The organism is Paeniglutamicibacter sp. MACA_103, assembly GCF_045798555.1.
In the GTDB taxonomy this organism is placed as follows: domain Bacteria; phylum Actinomycetota; class Actinomycetes; order Actinomycetales; family Micrococcaceae; genus Paeniglutamicibacter.
In genome coordinates this window covers 1-21,465 of the sequence record NZ_JBIXLN010000022.1, presented here as the reverse complement: position 1 = coordinate 21,465, position 21,465 = coordinate 1, and the positions used below count along the sequence as shown (strand labels likewise).

Annotated in this window: 15 protein-coding genes; 7 read left to right on the top strand and 8 right to left on the bottom strand. The window is 68.4% G+C overall.

Features of this window, described 5'->3' with window-relative positions; genetic code table 11:
• Positions 1-136: 136 nt before the first annotated feature.
• Positions 137-1,663, top strand: a complete 1,527-nt coding sequence (locus tag ACIPVK_RS11780) for an APC family permease (protein WP_407612168.1) — start codon at positions 137-139, stop codon at positions 1,661-1,663.
• 194 nt (positions 1,664-1,857) lie between these two features.
• On the opposite strand, the gene ACIPVK_RS11775 is transcribed toward ACIPVK_RS11780, so the two are convergent.
• The 5 genes from ACIPVK_RS11775 to ACIPVK_RS11755 all read right to left on the bottom strand — a co-directional run bounded on the left by ACIPVK_RS11775 (position 1,858) and on the right by ACIPVK_RS11755 (position 6,213).
• Positions 1,858-2,304, bottom strand: a complete 447-nt coding sequence (locus ACIPVK_RS11775; RefSeq protein WP_407612167.1) for a GNAT family N-acetyltransferase — start codon at positions 2,302-2,304, stop codon at positions 1,858-1,860.
• Positions 2,305-2,452: 148 nt separating this feature from the next.
• Positions 2,453-3,304: a MetQ/NlpA family ABC transporter substrate-binding protein gene (locus ACIPVK_RS11770; RefSeq protein WP_407612166.1), complete on the bottom strand. Its 852-nt coding sequence runs from the start codon at positions 3,302-3,304 to the stop codon at positions 2,453-2,455.
• A 141-nt stretch (positions 3,305-3,445) separates the two neighbouring features.
• Positions 3,446-4,126, bottom strand: a complete 681-nt coding sequence (locus tag ACIPVK_RS11765) for a methionine ABC transporter permease (RefSeq protein ID WP_407612165.1) — start codon at positions 4,124-4,126, stop codon at positions 3,446-3,448.
• 3 nt (positions 4,127-4,129) lie between these two features.
• The gene (locus ACIPVK_RS11760) at positions 4,130-5,122 is read right to left on the bottom strand and encodes a methionine ABC transporter ATP-binding protein (protein WP_407612164.1); all 993 of its coding nucleotides are present in this window, start codon (positions 5,120-5,122) and stop codon (positions 4,130-4,132) included.
• A gap of 410 nt (positions 5,123-5,532) precedes the next feature.
• Positions 5,533-6,213, bottom strand: a complete 681-nt coding sequence (locus ACIPVK_RS11755) for a 3'-5' exonuclease (RefSeq protein WP_407612163.1) — start codon at positions 6,211-6,213, stop codon at positions 5,533-5,535.
• A gap of 118 nt (positions 6,214-6,331) precedes the next feature.
• Here ACIPVK_RS11755 and ACIPVK_RS11750 point away from each other — a divergent pair, with 118 nt between their 5' ends.
• The 3 genes from ACIPVK_RS11750 to ACIPVK_RS11740 are packed head-to-tail and all read left to right on the top strand — an operon-like array spanning position 6,332 to position 13,622.
• Positions 6,332-6,742 (top strand): MGMT family protein, encoded by a 411-nt coding sequence (locus tag ACIPVK_RS11750; protein ID WP_407612162.1) that lies wholly within the window; start codon positions 6,332-6,334, stop codon positions 6,740-6,742.
• Between the two features lie 8 nt (positions 6,743-6,750).
• On the top strand, positions 6,751-10,128 hold the full coding sequence (locus ACIPVK_RS11745) for an ATP-dependent helicase (protein WP_407612161.1): 3,378 nt from the start codon (positions 6,751-6,753) through the stop codon (positions 10,126-10,128).
• A 35-nt stretch (positions 10,129-10,163) separates the two neighbouring features.
• Entirely contained in the window at positions 10,164-13,622 is a 3,459-nt protein-coding gene (locus ACIPVK_RS11740) for an ATP-dependent helicase (protein ID WP_407612222.1), read from the top strand.
• 84 nt (positions 13,623-13,706) lie between these two features.
• Here ACIPVK_RS11740 and ACIPVK_RS11735 read toward each other — a convergent pair whose 3' ends face one another.
• A complete protein-coding gene (locus ACIPVK_RS11735) occupies positions 13,707-14,444 on the bottom strand; it encodes a hypothetical protein (RefSeq protein ID WP_407612160.1) in 738 nt (245 codons plus the stop codon).
• 171 nt (positions 14,445-14,615) lie between these two features.
• Positions 14,616-16,094, bottom strand: a complete 1,479-nt coding sequence (locus ACIPVK_RS11730) for a phosphotransferase (protein ID WP_407612159.1) — start codon at positions 16,092-16,094, stop codon at positions 14,616-14,618.
• A 216-nt stretch (positions 16,095-16,310) separates the two neighbouring features.
• Between ACIPVK_RS11730 and nudC the strand changes: the two genes are divergently transcribed.
• On the top strand, positions 16,311-17,276 hold the full coding sequence (gene nudC, locus ACIPVK_RS11725; RefSeq protein ID WP_407612158.1) for an NAD(+) diphosphatase: 966 nt from the start codon (positions 16,311-16,313) through the stop codon (positions 17,274-17,276).
• Positions 17,277-17,279: 3 nt separating this feature from the next.
• A complete protein-coding gene (locus ACIPVK_RS11720; protein WP_407612157.1) occupies positions 17,280-19,421 on the top strand; it encodes an ATP-dependent DNA helicase UvrD2 in 2,142 nt (713 codons plus the stop codon).
• Positions 19,422-19,433: 12 nt separating this feature from the next.
• Here the strand turns inward: ACIPVK_RS11720 and ACIPVK_RS11715 are convergent, their stop codons facing one another.
• Complete coding sequence (locus tag ACIPVK_RS11715) at positions 19,434-20,474, bottom strand: ThiF family adenylyltransferase (RefSeq protein WP_407612156.1); 1,041 nt, start codon at positions 20,472-20,474, stop codon at positions 19,434-19,436.
• A 218-nt stretch (positions 20,475-20,692) separates the two neighbouring features.
• On the opposite strand from ACIPVK_RS11715, the gene ACIPVK_RS11710 reads away from it, so the two are divergent.
• The gene (locus ACIPVK_RS11710) at positions 20,693-21,370 is read left to right on the top strand and encodes a SprT-like domain-containing protein (protein ID WP_407612155.1); all 678 of its coding nucleotides are present in this window, start codon (positions 20,693-20,695) and stop codon (positions 21,368-21,370) included.
• The last annotated feature ends 95 nt before the right edge of the window (positions 21,371-21,465 follow it).

Sequence of the window (21,465 nt, the reverse complement as noted above, 5' to 3'; positions counted from 1 at the left end):
CGGAAAGTGCCGACAGCGGCACCGGACGGGGGAGTGCGCCGGGATCTCCGAAGGCCACCGGCTTCCTGCGGTACCTAGCCGACGCGGCTAGGCTTGTCCGGTTAGTTTTCGTGTTTCATTGCCACCGAGGAAAACCGTGAGTCTTTTTCGTACCAAACCCGTGGAAAGTTTCCTGGCCGATGCCGCGGAACCTGGGCGACAGCTCAAGCGGTCCCTGAACGCCTGGGACCTGATGATCATGGGAGTGGCCGTCGCCGTTGGCGCCGGAATCTTCTCCGTCGGAGCCCGCGCGGCGGCCGACTTCTCCGGGCCCGCGGTCACGCTCTCCTTCGTGATCGCCGCACTGACCTGCGCCATGGCGATCATGTGCTACGCCGAATTTTCCACGGCAATCCCGGTCGCCGGATCGGCCTACGTGTTCAGCTACGCGACCATGGGCGAATTCGTGGCCTGGGTCATCGGATGGAACCTGATCCTCGAGCTGTTCACGGCAGCGGCAGTGATCGCCAAATACTGGGGAATCTACCTCACCGAAGTCTTCCAGCTTGTGGGAGTACACCTCTCACCCACCATTGAACTAGGCATCGTCACCATGAGCTGGGGGCCCTTCTTGATCGTGGCCTTGTTCACGATCCTGCTGGTCCTGGGCACCAAGCTCTCGGCCACCGTCTCCAACGTCTTCACCGTCATCAAGATCGGCGTCGTGCTCTTCGTGATCGTCGTCGGATTCTTCTACGTGAAGGCCGAGAACTACGCGCCGTTCATCCCGGAGGCCATGCCGGCCTCGGGGGATGGCACCACAGAAGTGCTCAAGCAATCCCTCTTTGCCTTCGCCACCGGCGCCGCCCCGGCACAATACGGACTCATGGGCGTCTTCGCCGGCGCCGCGCTGGTGTTCTTCGCCTTCGTCGGGTTCGACGTCGTGGCCACCAGCGCCGAAGAGGTCAAGAACCCCAGCAAGACCCTGCCGCGCGGGATCTTCGCCGGATTGGCGCTGACGACGTTGCTGTACATCGGCGTCTCGCTGGCGCTGACCGGCATGGTGTCCTATCGGGACCTGGCCGCCGTGGACACCCCGAACCTGGCCACCGCGTTCTCGCTGGTGGGCAACGAGGGTGCGGCCTCGGTAATCGCCGTGGGGTCGCTCATCGGCCTCACCACGGTTGTCATGGTGCTGCTCATGGGCCTCTCGCGCGTGGTCCTGGCCATGAGCCGCGACGGGCTGCTTCCGTACAAGCTCTCCAAGACCAGCGCCAAGCGCTCCACCCCGGTGCGCATCCAGGTCATCTGCGGCACGCTGGTGGCGCTGGCCGCCGGCTTCACCCGCGTGGACGTGCTCGAGGAAATGATCAACATCGGCACGCTTTCCGCGTTCGTTATGGTCAGCCTGGGCATCATCGTGCTGCGCCGCAAGCGCCCCGACCTCAAGCCTGCCTTCCGGGTTCCGTTCGGCCCGGTCATCCCGATCGTCTCCGCGCTGCTGTGCACGTACCTGATGCTGAACCTTGCCGTGGAAACCTGGATCTACTTCGTGCTCTGGCTCATTGTTGGCGTGGTCATCTACTTCTCCTACGGCCGCAAGCACTCGCGCCTGAACGAGAAGTTCGCCAAGCAGATCGCCATCATCGACGGCACCGAAAACGAATTGGTCGACAGCAAGTAGTCCGTGGGCCCGAGCACCGGGCTCGGTGTTCGGGCCGAGAGAACCCGCAGCCTTTTCCCACCCACACAGGGGGAGTAGGCGGCGGGTTCTTTTTTCATTGGTTCATGACCGCTTCGACCGCGCTGGTCGACGAGCCGAGCCGCTCGTACCTGACGAAAGCGCGCAGGGGGGAGTCCCTCGCACACGGGGGTGGGTCAGGCCGGGCGTCCGGGGGCCACCATGTACACGTCGATGGGGTCCTCGGACTCGATGGTGAAGCCGTGGCGCAGGTAGAGCCGCTGCGCGGGGCTGCCGGCGAGCACGTTCAGGCGAAATGCCCGTGCATCGGAGTGCCGTGTCATGACGTGGGCCAGGACCGATCCGCCCAGGCCCCTGCCCTGGAAGCAGCGATCGATATAGAAATGCTCGATCCACTGGCAGTCGCTGGTCGGCCGGAGAGCGAGGCTGCCTGCCTCGACGCCGTCGACAAGTATGACCTGCGTTTGTCCGGCCTCGAAGCCGTCCAGAAAGCGCTGGCGCACGCGCACTGGGTCGTATCTGCCCAGACGTACCAGGTCGTCCCTGAGCACGTCTGCCCGCAGCTCGGCGATCCACCGGGCATCGGCGTCCGTGGCGGCTCGGAGCGAAAATGTAGGCAACACGGTTCCAGTCAAGTGCATGTTTCGGATTCCGGGCAAGTGGCGCCGAACGTGGAAGGCCCCTGTACACGAAAATGCGCCGTCCCTTTCCCCTGCGGAGGGAACGGAACGGCGCATTTCAACGGTTTCCGCGAACGGGAACCCTTGCGGCTTAGAAGGCAGGAAGAACGCTGCCGTCCTTCCAGGTGGTCTTGATGTACTCGCGAACCTCGTCCGAACGCAGCAGCTCGTCGAGCTTGGCGATCGCCGCGGTCTGCTCGCCCTCGCGCCAGGTCAGGAAGTTGGCGTTCGGGTTGTCCTTGGCCTCTTCCTGGAACAGGATCTCTTCCGGGTTCAGCTTGGCCTGGACGATGTAGTTGCCGTTCACCACGGCGATGCCCACGGTCGGGTCTTCCTGGTAGAACTTCGGAACCTGCTCCGAGTTGACTTCCTGGAACTTGAGCTTCTTCGGGTTCTTGGCCGCATCGTCCTGCACGGTCAGTGCCGAATCGCCGTCGACCAGGCCGCTGAGCAGGCCCGCCGACTCCAGCACGCGCAGGCCGCGCAGCTGGTTGACCGGGTCGTTGTTCAACACGACGAGGCTGCCCTCGGTCACGTCGGCGACTTCCTTGAACTTCGTGGAGAACGCGGTCAGCGGTTCGATGTGGACGCCCGCGCCGTGTTCAAACTTGTAGCCCTTGGTGGCCATCTGGTCGGCGAGGTAGGCCTCGGTCTGGAAGAAGTTGGCGTCAAGGGTGCCGTCGTCCAGGGCGATGTTCGGCGTCTGGTAGTCGTCGATCTCGGTGATGTCCAGGTCGATGCCGTTCTCGGCGGCCAGGTTCTCGTCGATGTACTCGAGAATCTGGGCGTGCGGGATCGGGCTGGCGCCGACCTTGACGACCGTGGGGTTGGCCGGGTCGAGCGTTGCCGTCGCACTGGGGGCGACGGCCGTGCCGCCACCGCAAGCCGTCAGTGCGAACAGGGTTGCGACGCCGGTAAGGGCGAGTGCGAGCTTCTTACGCATGGGCTGCGTTTCCTTTTCATCTAGACCCGATATTGGTTGGCATCGGGTAACTAACGCAGCTAGCGGCTACTGGCTGCGCGCCGGCGGTGTGAACCGCCGGAAGCCTGGGTGGAGGAGCGTCGTTTGCACTCCGGGTGGGATCTAGCGGTGGTCGACCAGGCGGGCGATCCAGTCGCCCACGATCTGGACCAACTGCACCAGCAACACCATGATCACGATGGTGACTACCATGATTGCAGGTTCGTAGCGCTGGAAACCATAGTTGTATGCCAGGCGCCCCAGGCCGCCACCGCCGACCAGACCGGCCATTGCGGAATAGCCGATCAGCGTCACGATCGTGGTGGTGGTTGCCGCGATAATGCCCGGCAGCGCTTCGGGGACCAGCACCTTGCGGATGACCTGCATCTTGGTCGAACCCATGACCAGGGCCGCGTCGATCTTCCCGGACGAGACGTCACGCAGGGCGGTTTCCACCAGACGGGCGAAGAACGGGATGGTGCCGATGGTCAGGGAGACTGAAGCGGCAATGGGCCCCAGCGAGGTGCCCACCATCAGTGCTGCCAGCGGAATCAGCGAGACCATGAGGATCGCGAAGGGGATCGAACGGGTGATGTTCACGATGATGCCCGAGAGCACGACGTTCAATCCGCGGTTCGGGGTCAGTCCGCCTCTTGCGGTGTTAAGCAGCAGGATGCCCAGCGGCAGTCCAACCACGACCGTAAAGAATGCCGAAATGGCGGTCATCTGCATTGTTTCGATGAAGGCAGGCCACATGGCCTTGGTGATGCCGGGGTTGGTCATCAGGTCATTGAAGAAGTCCATGGCTTACTTGCCCTCCTTCACGGTGACAGCGACGCCGTTGGCGAGCAGGTGGTTGGTGATGGCGGTGATGTCTGCTCCCTCGGGAAGCTGGATGCGAATGTGCGCGAATTGGTGCTCGCCGAGATGCTCGACGGAGCCGGCCAAGACGTTGACGTCGGTGTTGAACGTGCGGGCAATCGAGGAGATCACCGGCTCGGTGGCCTGGGCGCCAGAGTACAGCAGGTCCAGGACGGTTCCCGCCGGAAGGTCGTCAGGCAATTCACCGGGCATCGGCAGCAACGCCTGGGAGAGGCGGCCCGCCGGGTCGGCGACGACCTTTTCGATGTCACCGTGTTCGACAATGCGACCGGCTTCGAGCAGTGAGACCGAATCACAGGCCTGCTTCACGACATTCATTTCGTGGGTGATGATCAGGACCGTGAGGTTAAGGCGGTCGCGCACCGACTTGATCAGCTCGAGGATCTCGTCGGTGGTCTTGGGGTCCAGGGCGCTGGTCGGCTCGTCGCAGAGCAGCACGTCGGGATCCGAGGACAGGGCGCGGGCGATGCCCACGCGCTGGCGCTGGCCGCCGGAAAGCTGTGCGGGGTAGGCGTCGGCGAACTGGGTCAGGCCGACGAGTTCGAGCAGGGCGGTGACCTTTTCGGCGATCTTTGCCTTGGGGGTGCCGATCAATTCCAGCGGGAATGCCACGTTCTGCGCCGTGGTGCGCGAATCCATGAGGTTGGCATGCTGGAAGACCATGCCGATGCGCCGCCGCGCGGTGCGCAAATCGGCATCCGACACGTTGGCCAGTTCCTTGTTGTTCACGGCAACCGAACCGGAGGTGGGCCGGTCCAGCAGGGTCAGGCAACGGACGAGCGTTGACTTGCCGGCTCCGGAATGCCCGATGATGCCGTGGATTTGGCCGGCGTCGACGTGCAAGGAAACGCCATCCAGGGCGACGACGGTGCGTCCGCCTTGCTGGTAGACCTTGCGCAGGTCAGTGACTGTGATCAAAAGGGGTGTCCTTAGCAATCAAAAAAGAAAAGGGGTACTGGACATTCAATCACTATCGAATGAATGCGGCGCAATCGTGGCCATACCCTGCCATTTTTTGCAAGCGTTGTCCACCGCGGCGGGATCGACTGTTGGTTGCGCGGGAATTCCATGGCTTTGTCGAAGATGTCGCCGATGCGGCATCGCTGAAATGGTTGGTCGGGTTACTCCAGCGTAAGGTGAAGCGCGTCACGTGGCTTGCGCAGGTGGGAAATGTTGCACCATGTTGCGACGATGGCGCACTCCGCATGGCGGAATCCGGCCCTCGTGGGCAGCGGCTCGCGTGGCTGGAAACCGCAACGACCGGGATACGCATGACGGAGGGGACCCCTGTGTGGGGTCCCCTCCGTCATGAATTGTGAGGCGTCGGGTCAGGACTTGACCGGCCACTGCCCGTCGACGACTGCGGCGGGATCCTTGCGGCGGAAGAATTCCTGCAGGCTGGCTGCCTGCTCGGCGGCCCACACGACCTGGGAGGCGTGAAGCTCCGCGGCATCAACCTGCAGCTTCGGGTACTTCGCGGCCTGTGCATCGGCAATCCCGATGGTTGCCGCGGCGTCTGCTGCCGAGGTATGGGCGTTGACGAGCTGAACGCCGTAGAAATCGCTCATCACCGAGAGGTTTCGCTTGCCTCGGCGGTACTTGTCGACCTGCTTGTCAAGGATGTACGGGTCGATGACCGGGGAAGCGACGATCGGGGCCACCAGGTGGCGCTTGGCCTCGCGATCCAGCACCGTGAAGTCGTAGGCGGCGTTGAAGGCCATGACCGGCATGGTCAGGAACAGGTCGGCCAGGAACGCCGAGATCTCGGCGACCGCGGTGGCGGCATCCATGCCCTCGGCCTGGGCCTTGGCGGTGGTGACGCCGTGGATTGCCGCAGCTTCCTCGGGAATCGCCACGCCGGGATCAACCAGCCATTCCCGGGTCTGCAGGATTTCCGAGCGGCCGTTCACCACGACGATGGAAGCGGTGACGATGCGTGCGTCGAGCGGATCTCGACCAGTGGTTTCCAGGTCGAATGCTGCGCGGGGGAGATTGTGCCAAGAATTCATGTCACCAACGCTACCGGGAATCACAGACACTTTGGCCCACCGCGCCGCGCCTGTGGATGAACACCGCGTCCGAGCCCGGATAATGGGACGGGACGTGTGCGGAGCGGAAGGAGACACGTTGATTCCACGAAGCGGGGAACCGCTGCCGGGTCCCTCGGGCGAAAGTGCCTCACTGGACTACGACGAAGCGGTTTTTGCCGTGGTCGCGATGATCCCCGCCGGAAAGGTCCTCTCCTATGGCGACGTCGCCGAGCTGCTGGGCTCCGGCGGCCCGCGCCAGGTCGGAAAGTCGATGGGCCGCGGCGGGGCCGATGTCACCTGGTGGCGGGTCATCCGCTCCAACGGGACCCTACCCGAGGCCCTGCAGCCCGTCGCCGCCGTGCACTGGGAACGGGAATCCACGCCCCGCACCGCGGCCGGGGTCCGGATGCGACAGGCCCGCTGGGAACCCACCGAGGAAGAGCACGCCCGCATCGATAGCGTGGCCGAATTGCTGCCGATTCCAAAACGTCACCCGCGAATGATCTGATGGAGTATATGGAGACCCTCGCATCCACCCAGGACCCCGCGGCCATTGCCGCGGAGACGGCCTTTGCCGCCGATGCGGCGCAGCAGGAACTGCTGGAGCTGGAACCCGGCCACGGACCGGTGCTGGTGCTGGGCGGGCCGGGAACCGGGAAGACCACGGCGCTGCTGCGCGTGCTCACCGCCCGCCTGGATTCCGGGCTGGATCCGCAGCACGTGCTGGTGCTTTCCCCTACTCGCTCCGCCGCGGCCACGCTGCGCGACGACCTTTCGGCCGGCACCGAGAAGACGTTCTCCGAACCCGCCGTGCGCACCTGGTCCGCCTACGCGTTCGACCTGATCCGCAGGGCCCGCTTGGACGGGCTGCTGCCTGCACTGCAGCGGCCGCCGCGGCTGCTCTCGGGGCCGGAGCAGGACACCCTGATCGGGCAGCTGCTCGAGGGCCATGCCCTGGGGATCACGCCCGGCCCGGACTGGCCCGAGTCCCTCGGCGAGGCCATCGGCACCCGGGGTTTCCGCAAGGAGCTGCGCGAACTCTTCGACAGGATTTCCGAGCACGGGCTCGAAGCCGGTGCCCTGCAGGACCTTGGGGAGTCCCTGGGCCGCCCCGAATGGGTCGCCGCAGCCCAGTTCTACCAGGAGTACCGCGACCTCCTGGACCTGGGCAGCGCCGAAGCCTTCGACCCGGCCGGGCTGCTGGCCGCCGCCGCCGGAATCCTGGAATACAACCCCGAGTTCCTGGCAGCCGAGCACGAACGCCTGCACCTGGTGATGGTCGATGACCTCCAGGAGGCCAACCCGGCGCAGCACCGCCTCTTGTCGTTGCTGGCCCGCGGCCGCGACCTGGTGGCCTTCGCCGCACCCGACAACGTCGTGCAGGGCTTCCGCGGCGCCCGCCCGGACATGCTCGGCGAATTCGGCCGGCGTCTGGAAACCGAGCGTTACCCCGCCCGCATCCTGGAGCTGAAGACCTCTTATCGCCTGAACGCGGAACTGGCGACGGCCTGGGGCAGGGTCGCCAGGCGCATCCCCGTGGCCGCCGGCGGGGCCGGACGTAGCCTGGACTTCCCCGAGGCGGAGGAAGCCTCCGGGGTCACGGCACCGCACCCGGTCGGGGTCCGGGAAGACGCCGGGAACCCGGGCCGTGTGGGCGACGAAGAAGTTGATGCCCCGGACGCCCCCGCGCCCGGGAGCCTGGAGGTGATGCTGGTGGACTCGCCGATCCACGAACAGCGCCTCGTCGCCCAGCGACTGCTGGAGGAACACCTGATCCACCATCGGCCGCTGGATTCCATGGCCGTCGTCCTGCGCAACGGATCCCAGGTCCGCTCCATGGCCAAGTACCTGGCCGGGGCCGGCATCGCGGTGAACACCCCGCCGGCCGAGACCCCGCTGCGGGAGGAACCCGCCGTGCGGCCCCTTCTGGACCTGATGCAGCTTGCCCTGGCACCCGAGGCTCCGCAGGACCCGCTGCTGCTGCAGGAATTGCTGATGTCGCGCTATGCCAACGCCTCCGCCCTGGACGTGCGCCGGCTGCGGCAGGGGCTGCGCCGCCACGAGGTCGCGCAGGGAGGCAACCGCTCGAGTGCCGAACTGCTCACCGGGATGCTGGAGCAGCTGGAACTGCTCGAGACCATGGGCCGCGAGGCCGCCGGCGCCAGGCGCCTGGCCAGGATGTACCAGGCGCTGCGCTCCGAGCTTGCGGGCAGCAACGTCAACGCCGAGACCGCGCTCTGGTCGCTGTGGGCGGCCAGCGGGATGGGCGAGAAGTGGACCCAGGCCGCGCTGGCCGGCGGCATCCTGGGCGCCCGCGCCGACCACGACCTCGATGCGATGCTGGCGATCTTCCAATCGGCCGAACGCTTCGTCGACCAGCTGCCCGGTTCCTCCGTGGCCCAGTTCGTCGAGCACGTGCTGGGCCAGGAACTGCCCATGGACACCCTGGCCAGCCGGGGCGGGTCCGCCGCCTCAGTCCAGGTGCTCACCACCGCGGCCGCGGCCGGGCGCGAATGGGACCTGGTGCTGGTGCCGGGGATGCAGGAGGGCATCTGGCCCAACACCAAGCTGCGCGGCGAGCTGCTGGGCGGCGGAGCGCTGAGCGACGTGATCGAACACGGCCCGCAGATCCTCCCGGTGCGCAACATCGCCTCGCTGATCCGCGAGACCCGGGCCGACGAACTGCGAACCTTCGCCAACGCGATCTCGCGCGCCAAGTCCAAGGTCGTCGCCATCGCCGTGGCCTCCGAGGACACCCAGCCCTCCTCCTTCCTGGACATCGTGGACCCGGACGGGGCGATCCACGGGCGCCGGGCGGTCTTCGTCCCGCGGCCCCGCACCCTCGGAGCCCTGGTGGCCGAGCTGCGCCAGGCCGCCGAGGCCACCGCGCTGGACGAGGCCCGGGAGATGCTGCACCGCGACGCCACCTCGGTGCTCGGCGCCCTGGTCGCCGCGCCGCACCCGGTCCGCGGGGCGCACCCCGCCGGCTGGTGGGGGCTGGCCGAATCGACTTCCACCGGGCCGGTGGTCCCGCCGGGGGATCCGGTGAAGGTTTCCCCCTCCAAGGTCGAGTCCGTGATGAACTCCCCGCTGAACTGGTTCGTCCAGGCCGCCGGGGGAGAGGCGGCCACCGACTTCGCGCGCTCGCTGGGCACCCTGGTGCATTCCATCGCCGAGGAACACCCCGAGGCCAGCGGCGGCGAATACCTGGACGTGCTCGAGGAACGCTGGGGCGAGCTGGAGATGCCGGAGAACTGGGAGGGCGCCAGGGACCGGGAACGCGCCGAGTCGATGCTGAAAAAACTGGCCCAGTACAACGTGATGATGCGCACCGAAAACCGGCGCCTCATCGGCCGGGAGATCCCCTTCGAGGTCACCATCCCCGCGCCGCCCGCCACCGACGCCTCGGTGCCCGGACCGGAAACCGGGGCCCTGCCCGATCCCAACGCCCCGCGCGCAGCACTGTTGCGCGGGGTCGTCGACCGGGTGGAAGCCGACGCGGACGGCAACCCGTGGGTCGTCGACCTGAAGACGGGCAAGTCCCAGCCCAGCGGCAAGGACGTGGAAAAGCACCCGCAGCTCGGCGCCTACCAGGCCGCCGTCATCAACGGGGCACTGGTCGGAAAGACCGCCGAGGAGCTCACCCGCGTGCCCGCCGGGGCGTCCCTGGTGCAGCTGGGCACCACCACCAAGTCCCCGCGTGAACAGGCCCAGCCTGCCATCACCGACGAGGACTGGGCCACCCCGATGGTGCTGGCCGCCGCGCAACTGATGGGCGATGCGGACTTCCTCTCCCGCCACGACCCGGCCCGCGGCGGGCGCAGCGGCAGCAACTGCCGGTTGCCGGGCATCTGTCCATTGTGTTCCGAAGGAAGGCAGGTCACCGAGCCGTGAGCCGCACCGAAGCAGCAACCCCGCCCGCCGGACCGCTGGCCGGCATCGACTCGCCGGCCGCGCCCCCGCGCGTGTATTCGCCCGAGGAGCTCGCCGAGATCCTCGGCCAGCACCAGCCCACGCCCGAGCAGTCCGCCATCATCTCCTCGCCGCTGGAACCGCTGCTGGTCATCGCCGGCGCCGGGTCCGGCAAGACCGCCACCATGGCCGACCGGGTCATCTGGCTGGTCGCGAACAAGAAAGTGCGCCCCGAGGAGATCCTGGGCGTGACCTTCACCCGCAAGGCCGCCGGCGAGCTGGCCCAGCGAATCCGCGGGCAGCTGGAAAAGCTGGCGCGCTCCGGGTTGCTGGAGCTCGAGGAGGAGGGACTGCTGGATCCGTCGGTGTCCACCTACCACTCCTACGCCAACACGCTGGTGAAGGAACACGGGCTGCGCATCGGGGTCGAATCCGACACCGCGCTGCTGGGCACCGCGCAGGCCTGGCAGGTCGCCGCGGCCGTGGTGGAGGGCTACACCGGGGACTACGACCACCTGGCCTCCTCGAAGAACACGCTCATCGACGCCGTGGTGACCTTCGCCGGGGAATGCGCCGAGCACCTGGTGGACCCGGTGTACGCCAAGGAGTGGATCGATGAGCTGGTCGGCAGGCTCGAAGCGCTGCCCTACCGGATCGACAAGCCCGCCGCACCCTCGCTGGAGGCCCGCAAGCTGCTGGACAAGCTGCGCACCCGCTCCACCATCGCCGAACTGGCCGTGGGCTACGCGCACGCCAAGGCCGCCCGCGGCGCGCTCGACTACGGGGACCTGGTGGCGCTCGCGGCGCGCATCGCCCGGGAAATCCCCGAGGCCGCGAAGAGCGAACGCGCGCGGTTCAAGGTGGTGTTGCTCGACGAGTTCCAGGACACCTCCCACGCGCAGATGGTGCTCTTCTCCTGCATCTTCGGCGACGGGCACGCGCTGACCGCGGTGGGGGACCCCAACCAGTCCATCTACGGCTTCCGTGGGGCCTCGGCCGGGCAGCTCTTCCGCTTCCCCACCGAATTTCCGGCGCGAGTGGCCGGGGCGGACGGGGACGGCCAGGACGGCGACGGCGGGCTGCGCCCCGCCTCGGTGGCGTACCTGAGCACCGCGTGGCGCAACTCGGTCAACGTGCTTGAGGCGGCCAACGCCGTCTCTGCGAAGCTGAACTCCGTCGCCCCCTCGGGCATCTCGGTGCCCTCGCTCAAACCCAGCGCCTTTGCCGGAACCGGAACGGTGGAACTGGCCCGCTACGCCACCGGATCCCAGGAAGCGGCGGCCCTGGCCCAGCGCTTCATCGACGAACGCAATTCCTACGCCGCCGAGCACGGGCGCAACCCGTCCATGGCGGTGCTCTGCCGCACCCGGTCGCAGCTGACCCCCATCTCCCGAGGGCTGGAGGACGCCGGCATCCCCTACGAGATCCTGGGCCTCGGCGGCCTGTTGAGCATGCCCGAGGTCACCGACGTCGTCGCGACACTGAACGTGCTGGTGGACCCCAACCGCTCCGACCACCTGGTGCGGCTGCTGGCGGGTGCCCGTTGGCGCATCGGCCCGGCCGACCTGATGGCCTTTGCCGACTGGTCGCGCTTCCTGGCCCGCCGCCGCGAGTTTGCGCTCAAGGACGGCGGGCCGGAGAACCTTGACGCGCCCGAGAGCGCCGAGGAAGTCACCCGCGGGGAGGCACGGGCGGAACTGAACGACGCCGCCAGCCTCGTCGAGGCCCTGGACCACCTGCCGCACCCCGACTGGGTGTCCGGGGACGGGCGCGCCCTGAGCCCCGAGGCGCTGGCGCGGCTGCGGACGTTGCGCGACGAGCTGCGCTACCTGCGCGGCTTCATCGACGACGACCTCGAAGCGCTGCTGCGTGAGACCGAACGCGCCATGGGCCTGGACATCGAGGTCGCGGCCAAGCCCGGCGTCGGCATCCACGAGGCCCGGCGCCACCTGGACGCCTTTGCCGACATCGCGCAGGACTACTCCAGCACCTCGGCCCGCGTGGACCTGGCGGGCTTCCTGACCTGGTTGGAGGCCGCGGCCGAGAAGGAGGGCGGGCTGGCGATCGTGCCCGGTGAATCGAACCCGGACGCGGTGCAGCTGCTGACCATCCACGCCTCCAAGGGCCTGGAATGGGACGTGGTGGCGGTGACCGGGATGAACGAGGGCATCTTCCCCAGCGCCAGCGATTCGCGCTGGACCAGCGGGGACGCGGCCCTGCCGTGGCCACTGCGCGGGGACAAGCACGATTTGCCGCAGTGGGACACCGACCAGGAATGCCTCTTTGACGTGGTCAAGGCCGAAGGCATGTTCAAGTCGGAGGTGCTGGCCCACGCCGAACTGGAGGAACGGCGCCTGGCCTATGTCGCGCTGACCCGGGCCAAGTCGCTGCTGATCTGTTCAGCCACCGCGTGGACGGGCACGCGCACCAAGCTCACCGAACCCTCCAGCTTCCTGCTGGACATGCTGCCGCTGGCCGATCAGCCGAACCCCTCGGCCGAATCCACGACGTGGATCGAGGACGAGGACGCGCCGGAGGCGAACCCGTTCCGCGAGGCGCCGCTGGAGGCCCGCTGGCCGTACGACCCGCTGGAGGGACCGGTTATCACCGGTGGGGGCGTGCAACGCCCCCGGCCACCCGGACGCCGCGCCAAGCTGGAGGCCTCCGCGGCCGCAGTGCTGCTGGCCGCCCAGGACGCGGCGGACGGCTCTGCGCCACCCGTCGGTCCCGTGGCCGTGACCACCGATGGGGACACCTGGACGGGGGAGCAGGGGCCCTGGCACACGCCGACGGGCAGGGGCTGGTTCAAGGAGGCTGAACTGCTGCTGGCCCGCAAGGCACAGGAGGCCGCCGAGGAACGGACCACGGTGATCCCCAAGCATGTGCGTGCCTCGGTGTTCGTGGACCTTGCCACCGACGCCTCAGCGGTGCTGGCCGAGCTGCGCCGTCCCGTTCCCCGGCGCCCGGGGACCGCAGCCCGCCGCGGCACCGCGTTCCACGCCTGGCTGGAGGAGTACTTCGACTCCACCGGGATGCTGGAGCTGGGGGACTACATGGAGGCGGCCGACGCCTACATCGACGACGCGCTTGACCTGGAGGACATGAAGGACGCCTTCCTGGACTCCGAATGGGCCAACCGCCAGCCGGCATTCGTGGAGGCGGCAATCGAGACCCGCATCGGCCCCGTCTCGGTGCGTGGCCGCATCGATGCGATCTTCCAGGAACCCGACGGGGCCTGGCTGCTCGTGGACTGGAAGACCGGACGGGTGCCGCGTGGCGAGGAGCTGCGCATCAAGGCCCTGCAGTTGGCGGTGTACCGGCTGGGCTGGGCGCGGCTGCGTGGCATCGACGTGTCCGAGGTCCGTGCGGCGTTCTACTATGTGGGCTCCGGCACCACCATCAGGCCGCACGACCTGGCCGACGAGGCGGAGCTGGAGAGCCTCATCAGCAATTCAATGGGCGCACTGAACGGCTGATTGCCGACACTTCGCGGGGCAAGCGCAAGGGGCGGGGACGATCGGAAATGTGATCCGATCGTCCCCGCCCCTTGGCTTTGCGGCTTAGAGGCCCGGGACGCTGACCACGTCGGACTTGGCCGGAGCCTCGTGCGGCTTGACTGCGTTCCACTCGCTGAAGGTCATGGTTCCGGTGCCGTCGCTTGCGGATCCTGTTCCTTCAAGCTTCAGCAGGAGGGGTTCGCCCTCGGCCGCGATCCAGAAAGTGACTTCGTCGCCGGTGTACTTGAAGGCCTTGGTGCCGTTGAGGTCGTCGAGGGACTTCTTGGTGATCTTTGCGGCTTCCTTTGCTCCGAGTTCATCGGTGTCCATCGATGCAAGGAAGGAACCCACCGTGAAGTCCCCGAACTGGTCGGCCTTCTTCGTGGAAATCCACTTGTTCGCTGCGACTGTATCGAGCATCTTCGCGGCCTCGGCCCCTGCTGTTTGGGTCAGAAATGCCTTGTTGGGCTTCATGTATGAGACCTTGTTGACGGTCAGTAGTTCGACGGAGGCGTCGTCCTGGCTCATCTTCATCAGGGAATTGGTCCCATCGACGGTGCCCGAAAGCTCGAAATTGCCTTTCTCGGAACCGTTGGTGAGGTCACCGACGACGGTTGCCGAGGTGGCCTTCTCAATGGCGGCGGACGTCTTGGGGAAGATTTCCTTGGCCTCCGGCACTACGATTTCCGCCTCCACCGGGGCGGCCTCGGATCCGGTAGTCGCGACACCGGAAGGCTTGTCTGCGGCGGCCGAACATCCGGTCAGGGCCAGCAGTACCCCGGCGGTCGCTGACAGCAGCATGGTGCTGTTCTTGAAATTTTTCATACGTTTGTCCCCGCTATGCATAAGAAGTTGGAAATCGCGATCCGATGCCAAAGGCATCGTCGCTCAACCTACACTCTACCAAGTGGATTTAATATGAAGCGGAAACCGATCCGTGTCGGGAGGGTCGTAAAAGCGACCTCCTGCCCGTTATTTGGGTTCGGCGGACTGTACGGGGATCGCGGTGGTGTCCGTTCCGGCGGAGTCCTTCGCGGGGCCGTCGTGTTTCTGCTCGGCGGCGCCAGCGGTGCCCTCGTCGGCGTCCTCTGACAGTGTTGTCGTCGGGGCGCTTTTCGAAGGGTCGGCACCCTTGGTCTTGGCCGCGTCCTTGTCGCCCGTGGATTCCACGGTGTCGGCATCCGCGTCTTCGGTGACGGTCTTGTCCGGGGAAGCGGCAGCCCCGGGCTGCTTGTCCGTCGATTCCGTCGCGGTGCCGGTTTTCTCCGATGCGTGCTTGGGGGCGTCGAGGGGCTTCAACGGTGAAGCGGCCGGGACCGGCGGGGCCACGGGTGGCACCGGTGCGGCGCTGATGGGGGAGGGCACGATCTTCAGTGCCGAGGTTTCCGGCTCGGCGGGCACCGACGGTGCGGGCGTTTCGGCCTCGTCATCTTCGTCGGGGTCGATGCCGGAAACGGTGACCTTTTCGGCGGCCGGCACCGGCACGGGCTGTTGCTCGGCCTCCTCGGACCGGGCCGCACGCGGGGGCTCGACCACGGAGATGGGCTGCCCGCCGTACTCGGCAATGTCCGAGTCGAGTTCCTCGAGCATCAGCTTGGCTTCGGCAATGCGCTCGGGTTCGCCGCCGGCGATGGCCTTGACCAGCCACTGGGCCAGCGCAAACTCGGCGGCCAGGGCAGCGCGGCGCATGATGTGCGGATCGGCGCGGTCCCCGCGCACGGAGACATAGCTTTCGAAGGCGGCCTCGGCGAAGGACTGCTCGTGCACCGCCGCGAGCCAGGCGAAGTCGTCGGCCGGATCCCCGACCTGCAGGTCGGTCCACCCGGTGACGGCAACGACCTTGGCGTCCTGGACCAGCAGTTGGTCCTCATGCAGGTCCCCGTGGATGACGGTGGCATTGAAGCGCCACAGGGCCACGTCCTCCAGGGCGTGTTCCCACCGGCGCAAGAGCCGCGAGGGGATCATGCCGGTGGTGGCAGCCGCGTCAAGCTCGTTCAGGCGGCGCTGGCGCACCTGCTCGGCGGTGTAGGAGGGCAGGTCCGCGCGGTCGATCGCGGAGGCGGGCATCGAGTGGATGGCGGCCATGACGCTGCCCAGGTCGCGGGCGCAGCGCGAACCCAAGGACACCAGGTCCTCCAGGGAGTACTGCTTGCCGGGGACGTGGTTGTAGACGAAGGTCCGCAGCGGACCCTGTCGCACTGTTCCGGCGACGGAGGGCAACTGGAAGGGCAGCGACGCGCGGATGCCGGCGGAGAAGGCACGCAGGGCGGCAAGCTCGGTTTCGAGGCGCACACTGGCTTCCTCATGGCGCGGGGAGCGCACGCGCCAACGGTTCTTGGCAGCGTCGACGATGAGCACCGAGTCGAAATCATTGCCGTCGTCCGGCAGCGAGGCGACGCCCGTGGGCGCCAAGCCGGGGACCGCAGCAGTGGCGATGGCAGCGAGTTCCATGGGAGAGCGTTTCACATCCTCCACCGTAGACCGCATGCCATGCCCGAGTCCTGCCGTGTGGCGGCGAGTCGCATGATTTGCGACCAATCACTGCCCGCTAGCCCTCCTTGGCGGGATCCGGGGGACGGTGTGCCGCGGCGCCGTCCGGTGCGCCGATGGCCACAACCGGGGTCCTGAAGTAGGCGTTGGGCCGCAACGGTCAGTACGGTTGATGCTATGAGCGATACCGTGCAGAACCCAGTGACCAGCTTCCCGGCGCTAGGAGCCCTGCCCCTGGCCCGCGCCACCACCGATCGCGGCTGCGAACGGCGCACCGACGACGGCTGGCTCGATGCGCTGCGCGCGGATTCGGCGACCCGCCACCTGGTGCTGGTGGGCGGGCGTGCCCGGGTGCTCGACGGCGACCTGGTGCTCATCGACCACGCAGGCGTCCCCGCCGGCGGCACGGAGATCTACCTGGGTTTTGACGGCAGCTCCGAAATCGTGCTGCATTCCTTCCGCGATGCGCCGGCCGCTGCCGACGGCCAGGCCGCACTCGGTTCCACGGATCCGGAGCAATGGCTGGGGCTGCGCGACGTGGCCGCCGGGCTCGGTGCCCGCGATGCCGGGCTCTTCGTGGAGGCCGTTGCCATCGCCAACTGGAACCACTTCGTGAATTTCTGCCCGCGCTGCGGCGGGGAGCTGAGCCTGCGCGCCTCGGGCTGGGTCAAGCACTGCGCCGCGGAGGACCTGGAACATTTCCCGCGCACCGACCCTGCCGTGATCGTCGCCATCACCGATACGGAGGACCGGCTGCTGCTGGGTGCCAACAAGGCCTGGGGCGGGACGCGATTCTCCACCCTGGCCGGGTTCGTGGAGCCGGGCGAATCGCTGGAGTCCGCCGTCATCCGCGAGGTCGCCGAGGAATCCGGCGTCATAGTGCGCGACCCGCGCTACATGGGCTCCCAGCCCTGGCCGTTCCCGCGCTCGCTGATGCTCGGCTTCACCGCCACCGCCGTGGGCACCGAGCTGATGCCGGACGGGGAGGAAATCATCGACCTGCGCTGGTTCACCCGCGCCGAACTTGCCGAGGCCGTCCGCTCCGGTTCCATCGGCGTGCCCACCGGCACCTCGATCGCCAGTGCGCTGATCGAGCACTGGTACGGCGGCACGCTGCCCGAACCCGAACGCCTGGAAAACTAGGACATGACCGAGACCACCGACATGGGAGCCCTGGAAGAACGCATCCTCGGCGGACTGGACGAGGAACAGCGGCAGGTCGCCACCACGCTGCGCGGACCGCTGTGCGTGCTGGCCGGCGCCGGAACCGGCAAGACCCGCGCCATCACACACCGCATCGCCTACGGCGTGCACACCGGGGTGTACAAGCCCAGTTCGCTGCTGGCGGTGACCTTCACGGCGCGCGCCGCGGCCGAGATGCGCTCGCGGCTGCGCGACCTGGGCGCCGGTGCGGTGCAGACCCGCACCTTCCACGCCGCGGCGCTGCGCCAGCTGCAATACTTCTGGCCGCAGGCCATCGGCGGGCAGCTGCCGTCCATCGTCGACTACAAGGCACCGCTGATCACCGAGGCGGCACGCCGGCTGCGCACCAGCGCCGACCGCGCCACGGTGCGCGATTTGGCCAGCGAGATCGAATGGGCGAAGGTCTCGATGCTGACCCCCGAGTCCTACGTGGCGGCCGCCGCGGACCGCGGACAGCCCGGCGGGCTGGACCCCATCACGGTCTCGCGGATCTTCCAGTCGTACGAGGACGTGAAGACCGACCGGCAGCTCATCGACTTCGAGGACGTGCTGCTGCTGACCGTGGCGATCCTGGAGGACGACGTGCGGGTGGCCGCCTCGGTGCGCGAACAGTACAGGCACTTCGTGGTCGACGAATACCAGGACGTTTCCCCGCTGCAGCAGCGCCTGCTGGATCTGTGGCTCGGCGGGCGCGACGAACTTTGCGTGGTGGGAGATGCGTCCCAGACCATCTACTCCTTCACCGGCGCCACCCCGCGCCACCTGCTGGACTTCACCGCCACCTACGAGCACGCCCCGGTGGTGAAGCTGGTGCGCGACTACCGCTCCACCCCGCAGGTGGTGCACCTGGCCAACCGCGTGCTCGCCGCCCGCCGCCCGGAGGCCGGGGTCCCGGACCGCGACCACCCCTGGCCCACCCCGCTCGAGCTCATCGCCCAGCGCGAGAACGGCCCCGAGCCGAGCTTCTTCGAGGCCAAGGACGACGAGGCCGAGGCCGCCGAGATCGCCGCGCGCATCAAGAAGCTCATTGCCGACGGCACCCCGGCCGCGGAGATCGCGATCCTGTTCCGCACCAACGGGCAGTCCGCCGCCTACGAGCAGGCGCTGGCCTCCGCGGGCGTGGGCTACCTGCTGCGCGGCGGGGAACGCTTCTTCGCCAGGCGCGAGGTGCGCGACGCGATGCTGCAACTGCGCTCCGCCGCCCGCCACGCCACCACCGAGGCCGACGGCGTAAGCGTCCCGCAGCTGACCCGCGACATCCTGGTGTCACTGGGCTACAGCGCCACCGCCCCGGCGGCCTCCGGCGCGGTGCGCGAAAAGTGGGAGTCGCTCTCCGCCCTGGTGGCGCTCGCCGACGAGATGGCCGCCTCCCGCGCCGGATCCGAGGTCCCGTTCACGTTGAACACCTTCGTGGCGGAGCTGGAGGAACGCGCCGCCAGCCAGCACGCCCCCACCCTGCAGGGCGTCACGCTGGCCTCGCTGCACGCGGCCAAGGGCCTGGAATGGGACGCGGTGTTCCTGGTCGGGCTCTCCGAGGGCCTGATGCCGATCTCCTTCGCCGACGACCAGGCCGGGTACGACGAGGAACGCAGGCTGCTCTACGTGGGCATCACCCGCGCCCGCATGCACCTGGGATTGTCCTGGTCCCTGGCCCGCACCCCCGGGGGACGGGCCAACCGGCGGCCCTCGCGCTTCCTGGACGGGCTGCGGCCGGCGGGCACCTCGCGCGTGGCCTCGGCCCCGCGCGCCGCCAAGCGCCGGAGTCCCGCGGGCCCGCCGATGTGCCGGGTCTGCGGCACGCTGCTGACTTCCGCCGCCGAACGCAAGCTGGGGCGCTGCGGCAATTGCCCGGCGGGTTACGACGAGGCGGTGTTCGAGTCCCTGCGCGCCTGGCGCCTGCAGGTGGCCCAGGCCAACTCGCTGCCGGCCTTCGTGATCTTCACGGACGCCACGCTGATGGCCATCGCCGAGACCAAGCCCGACGGGCTCACGGCACTCGGGCGTGTTTCCGGGGTCGGCAAGGGCAAGCTGGAGCGCTACGGCGAGGCCGTGTTGGCGGTCCTGGCCGGCGGCACCCTGGAATAGCCGGGTCGGAGATCAGGCGGCCAGCGGGTCCAGGCAGTCGCAGCGCGGCCGGGCTCGGGCCGGCACCGAGCTGATGGACCCGGTGGGCAGGTCGCACACGATCATCGAGCCGGCCGCCGCCGGGACGTTGATCCGGTCCAGGGCCATCAGCACAGCCATGGCGGCCAGTCCCGCCGCCACGGCCGCCAGCGAGGCCTCCGGGCGCAGCGCCGGGGCCTGCCCGGAATACTCGTTGGCGTCGAGCATCCGCAGCGTGGGGTCGCATTGCTCCCACGCGCATGGCGCACACATGGTGAGCCCGTCGATGACCATCGGGCCCAGGTGCATCCCGGAATCGGTGAACAGCACCGGCAACATCGCCGCATCGGCGGCCAGGGAAGCGAGCGGCGGCAGCATGCCCCCGGCGATCACCACCGCCATGTCCAGGGCCGGGGCGTCGGGGCTGCGCCCGGCGGCATCGGCCACCACCAGGTGCGGGTGGATCGATTGCAGCGCCCGGGCGGTGACGCGGGCACGCGGGGCGCCCACGCCGGTGATGCCGGTGGTCCCGGCGCCCAGGTCCCCGGCGTCCATCGGGGCGCCGTCGCAGAGCATCAGGGACCCGACGCCCGCGCCGGCCAGGACGTGGGCCAGCAGCTGGCCCATCCGCCCGCAGCCGTAGAGGGCCACCCTGGCCTCGGCCCGGCGCTGCAGCACCGGGACGGCATCCATTTGGTAGGCGGCGCCCCACTGCAGGGCATCGGGCACCAACCGCGCACCCAACCCGTTGCCGGTGTCCAGCCCGCTTGCCGCGCCGGTCGCCCCCGGGGACGGCGGTGGTGCGGCGGACCGGAGCAGCGCCGGGCCCAGCATCTGAAGGATCTCCCCGCGCCGCCGCTCGTCGGGCAGGTCGGGGGCGGGGCCGACGGGGCGCGGGCCACGCTCGCACAGGGAGAGCACGAAGCGTTTCTCGTCCGCGGTGAGCCCGGTTATCCACCGCGCGCGCTGCCCGGTGCCAATCTGGATGGCGCCCTCCACTAGGCTAAGTACCTGCAAGCCCGGGTTGATCCTCATGATGTTGCTCCTTTGGGGGAACGGCGGCACCGGCGCGATTGCCCGTCGCCGGCGCCCTGCATGAACCCATCGTGGCACCGGCGGCACGCACCGCCCCGGCTATCCACACCCCGGAGCGGGAGAGTGCTCCGGCACCGGGGAACAGGTCGGCGGCAAAGGCTTCGGCAAGGCATCGGCACACGCGGCGGCACCCAGGCAGCGGCGGAAAGGACACGAACATGCGCACCCAACCATCCACCATCGAATACGTGGACGATGAAGGCACCCGCATCCGCGTGGTGCGCTCGGCCAAGCGCAAGAAGACGATCTCCGGGGCGTGGCGGCAGGACACCATGGTGGTCTCCGTCCCCGCCGGCCTGGGCGAGCATGCCGAACGCATGCTGGTGGCCGACATGGTCAAGAAGGTCATGCGCAAGGTCGCCCGCGGCACCACCGCCGACCCGGACGCGCTGCTGGCGGCCAGGGCGCGGTCCATGGACGCGGAGCTCTTTGGCGGGCGCGCCGACCCGGCCTCGGTGGTCTGGGTGTCCAACCAAAACCGGCGCTGGGGTTCGGCCAGCCTGCAGAGCCGCCGGATCCGGCTCTCGGACAGGCTGCGTGCCATGCCGCAGTGGGTGCAGGACTACGTGCTGGCCCACGAACTCGCCCACCTGGTGGAGCCGCGCGACGGCCACGGCCCGCGGTTCAAGGCGGCGCTGTCCCGCTACCCGCGGGTGCACGACGCCAACATCTTCCTCTCGGGAGTCAGCCACGGCTACCACGCCGCGGCCACGCCCGGGGCGCATCCGCTGCCCGCGGAGCTGCCGTTGGGCGGGAACGACGACTTCGACGACCTTGACGATGTCGACGACTTCGACGCGGGGGACCCGGGGGAGTTGGACCGGGCCGTCGGCTAGCACAGGCGCTGCGGTGCCCGGCGAGGGCGTCTCCTCCGGGGGCCGCCACAAGCCGCAGCGGCAAGGACCATCGGCAAAGTCAGAGGGGGTGCCCC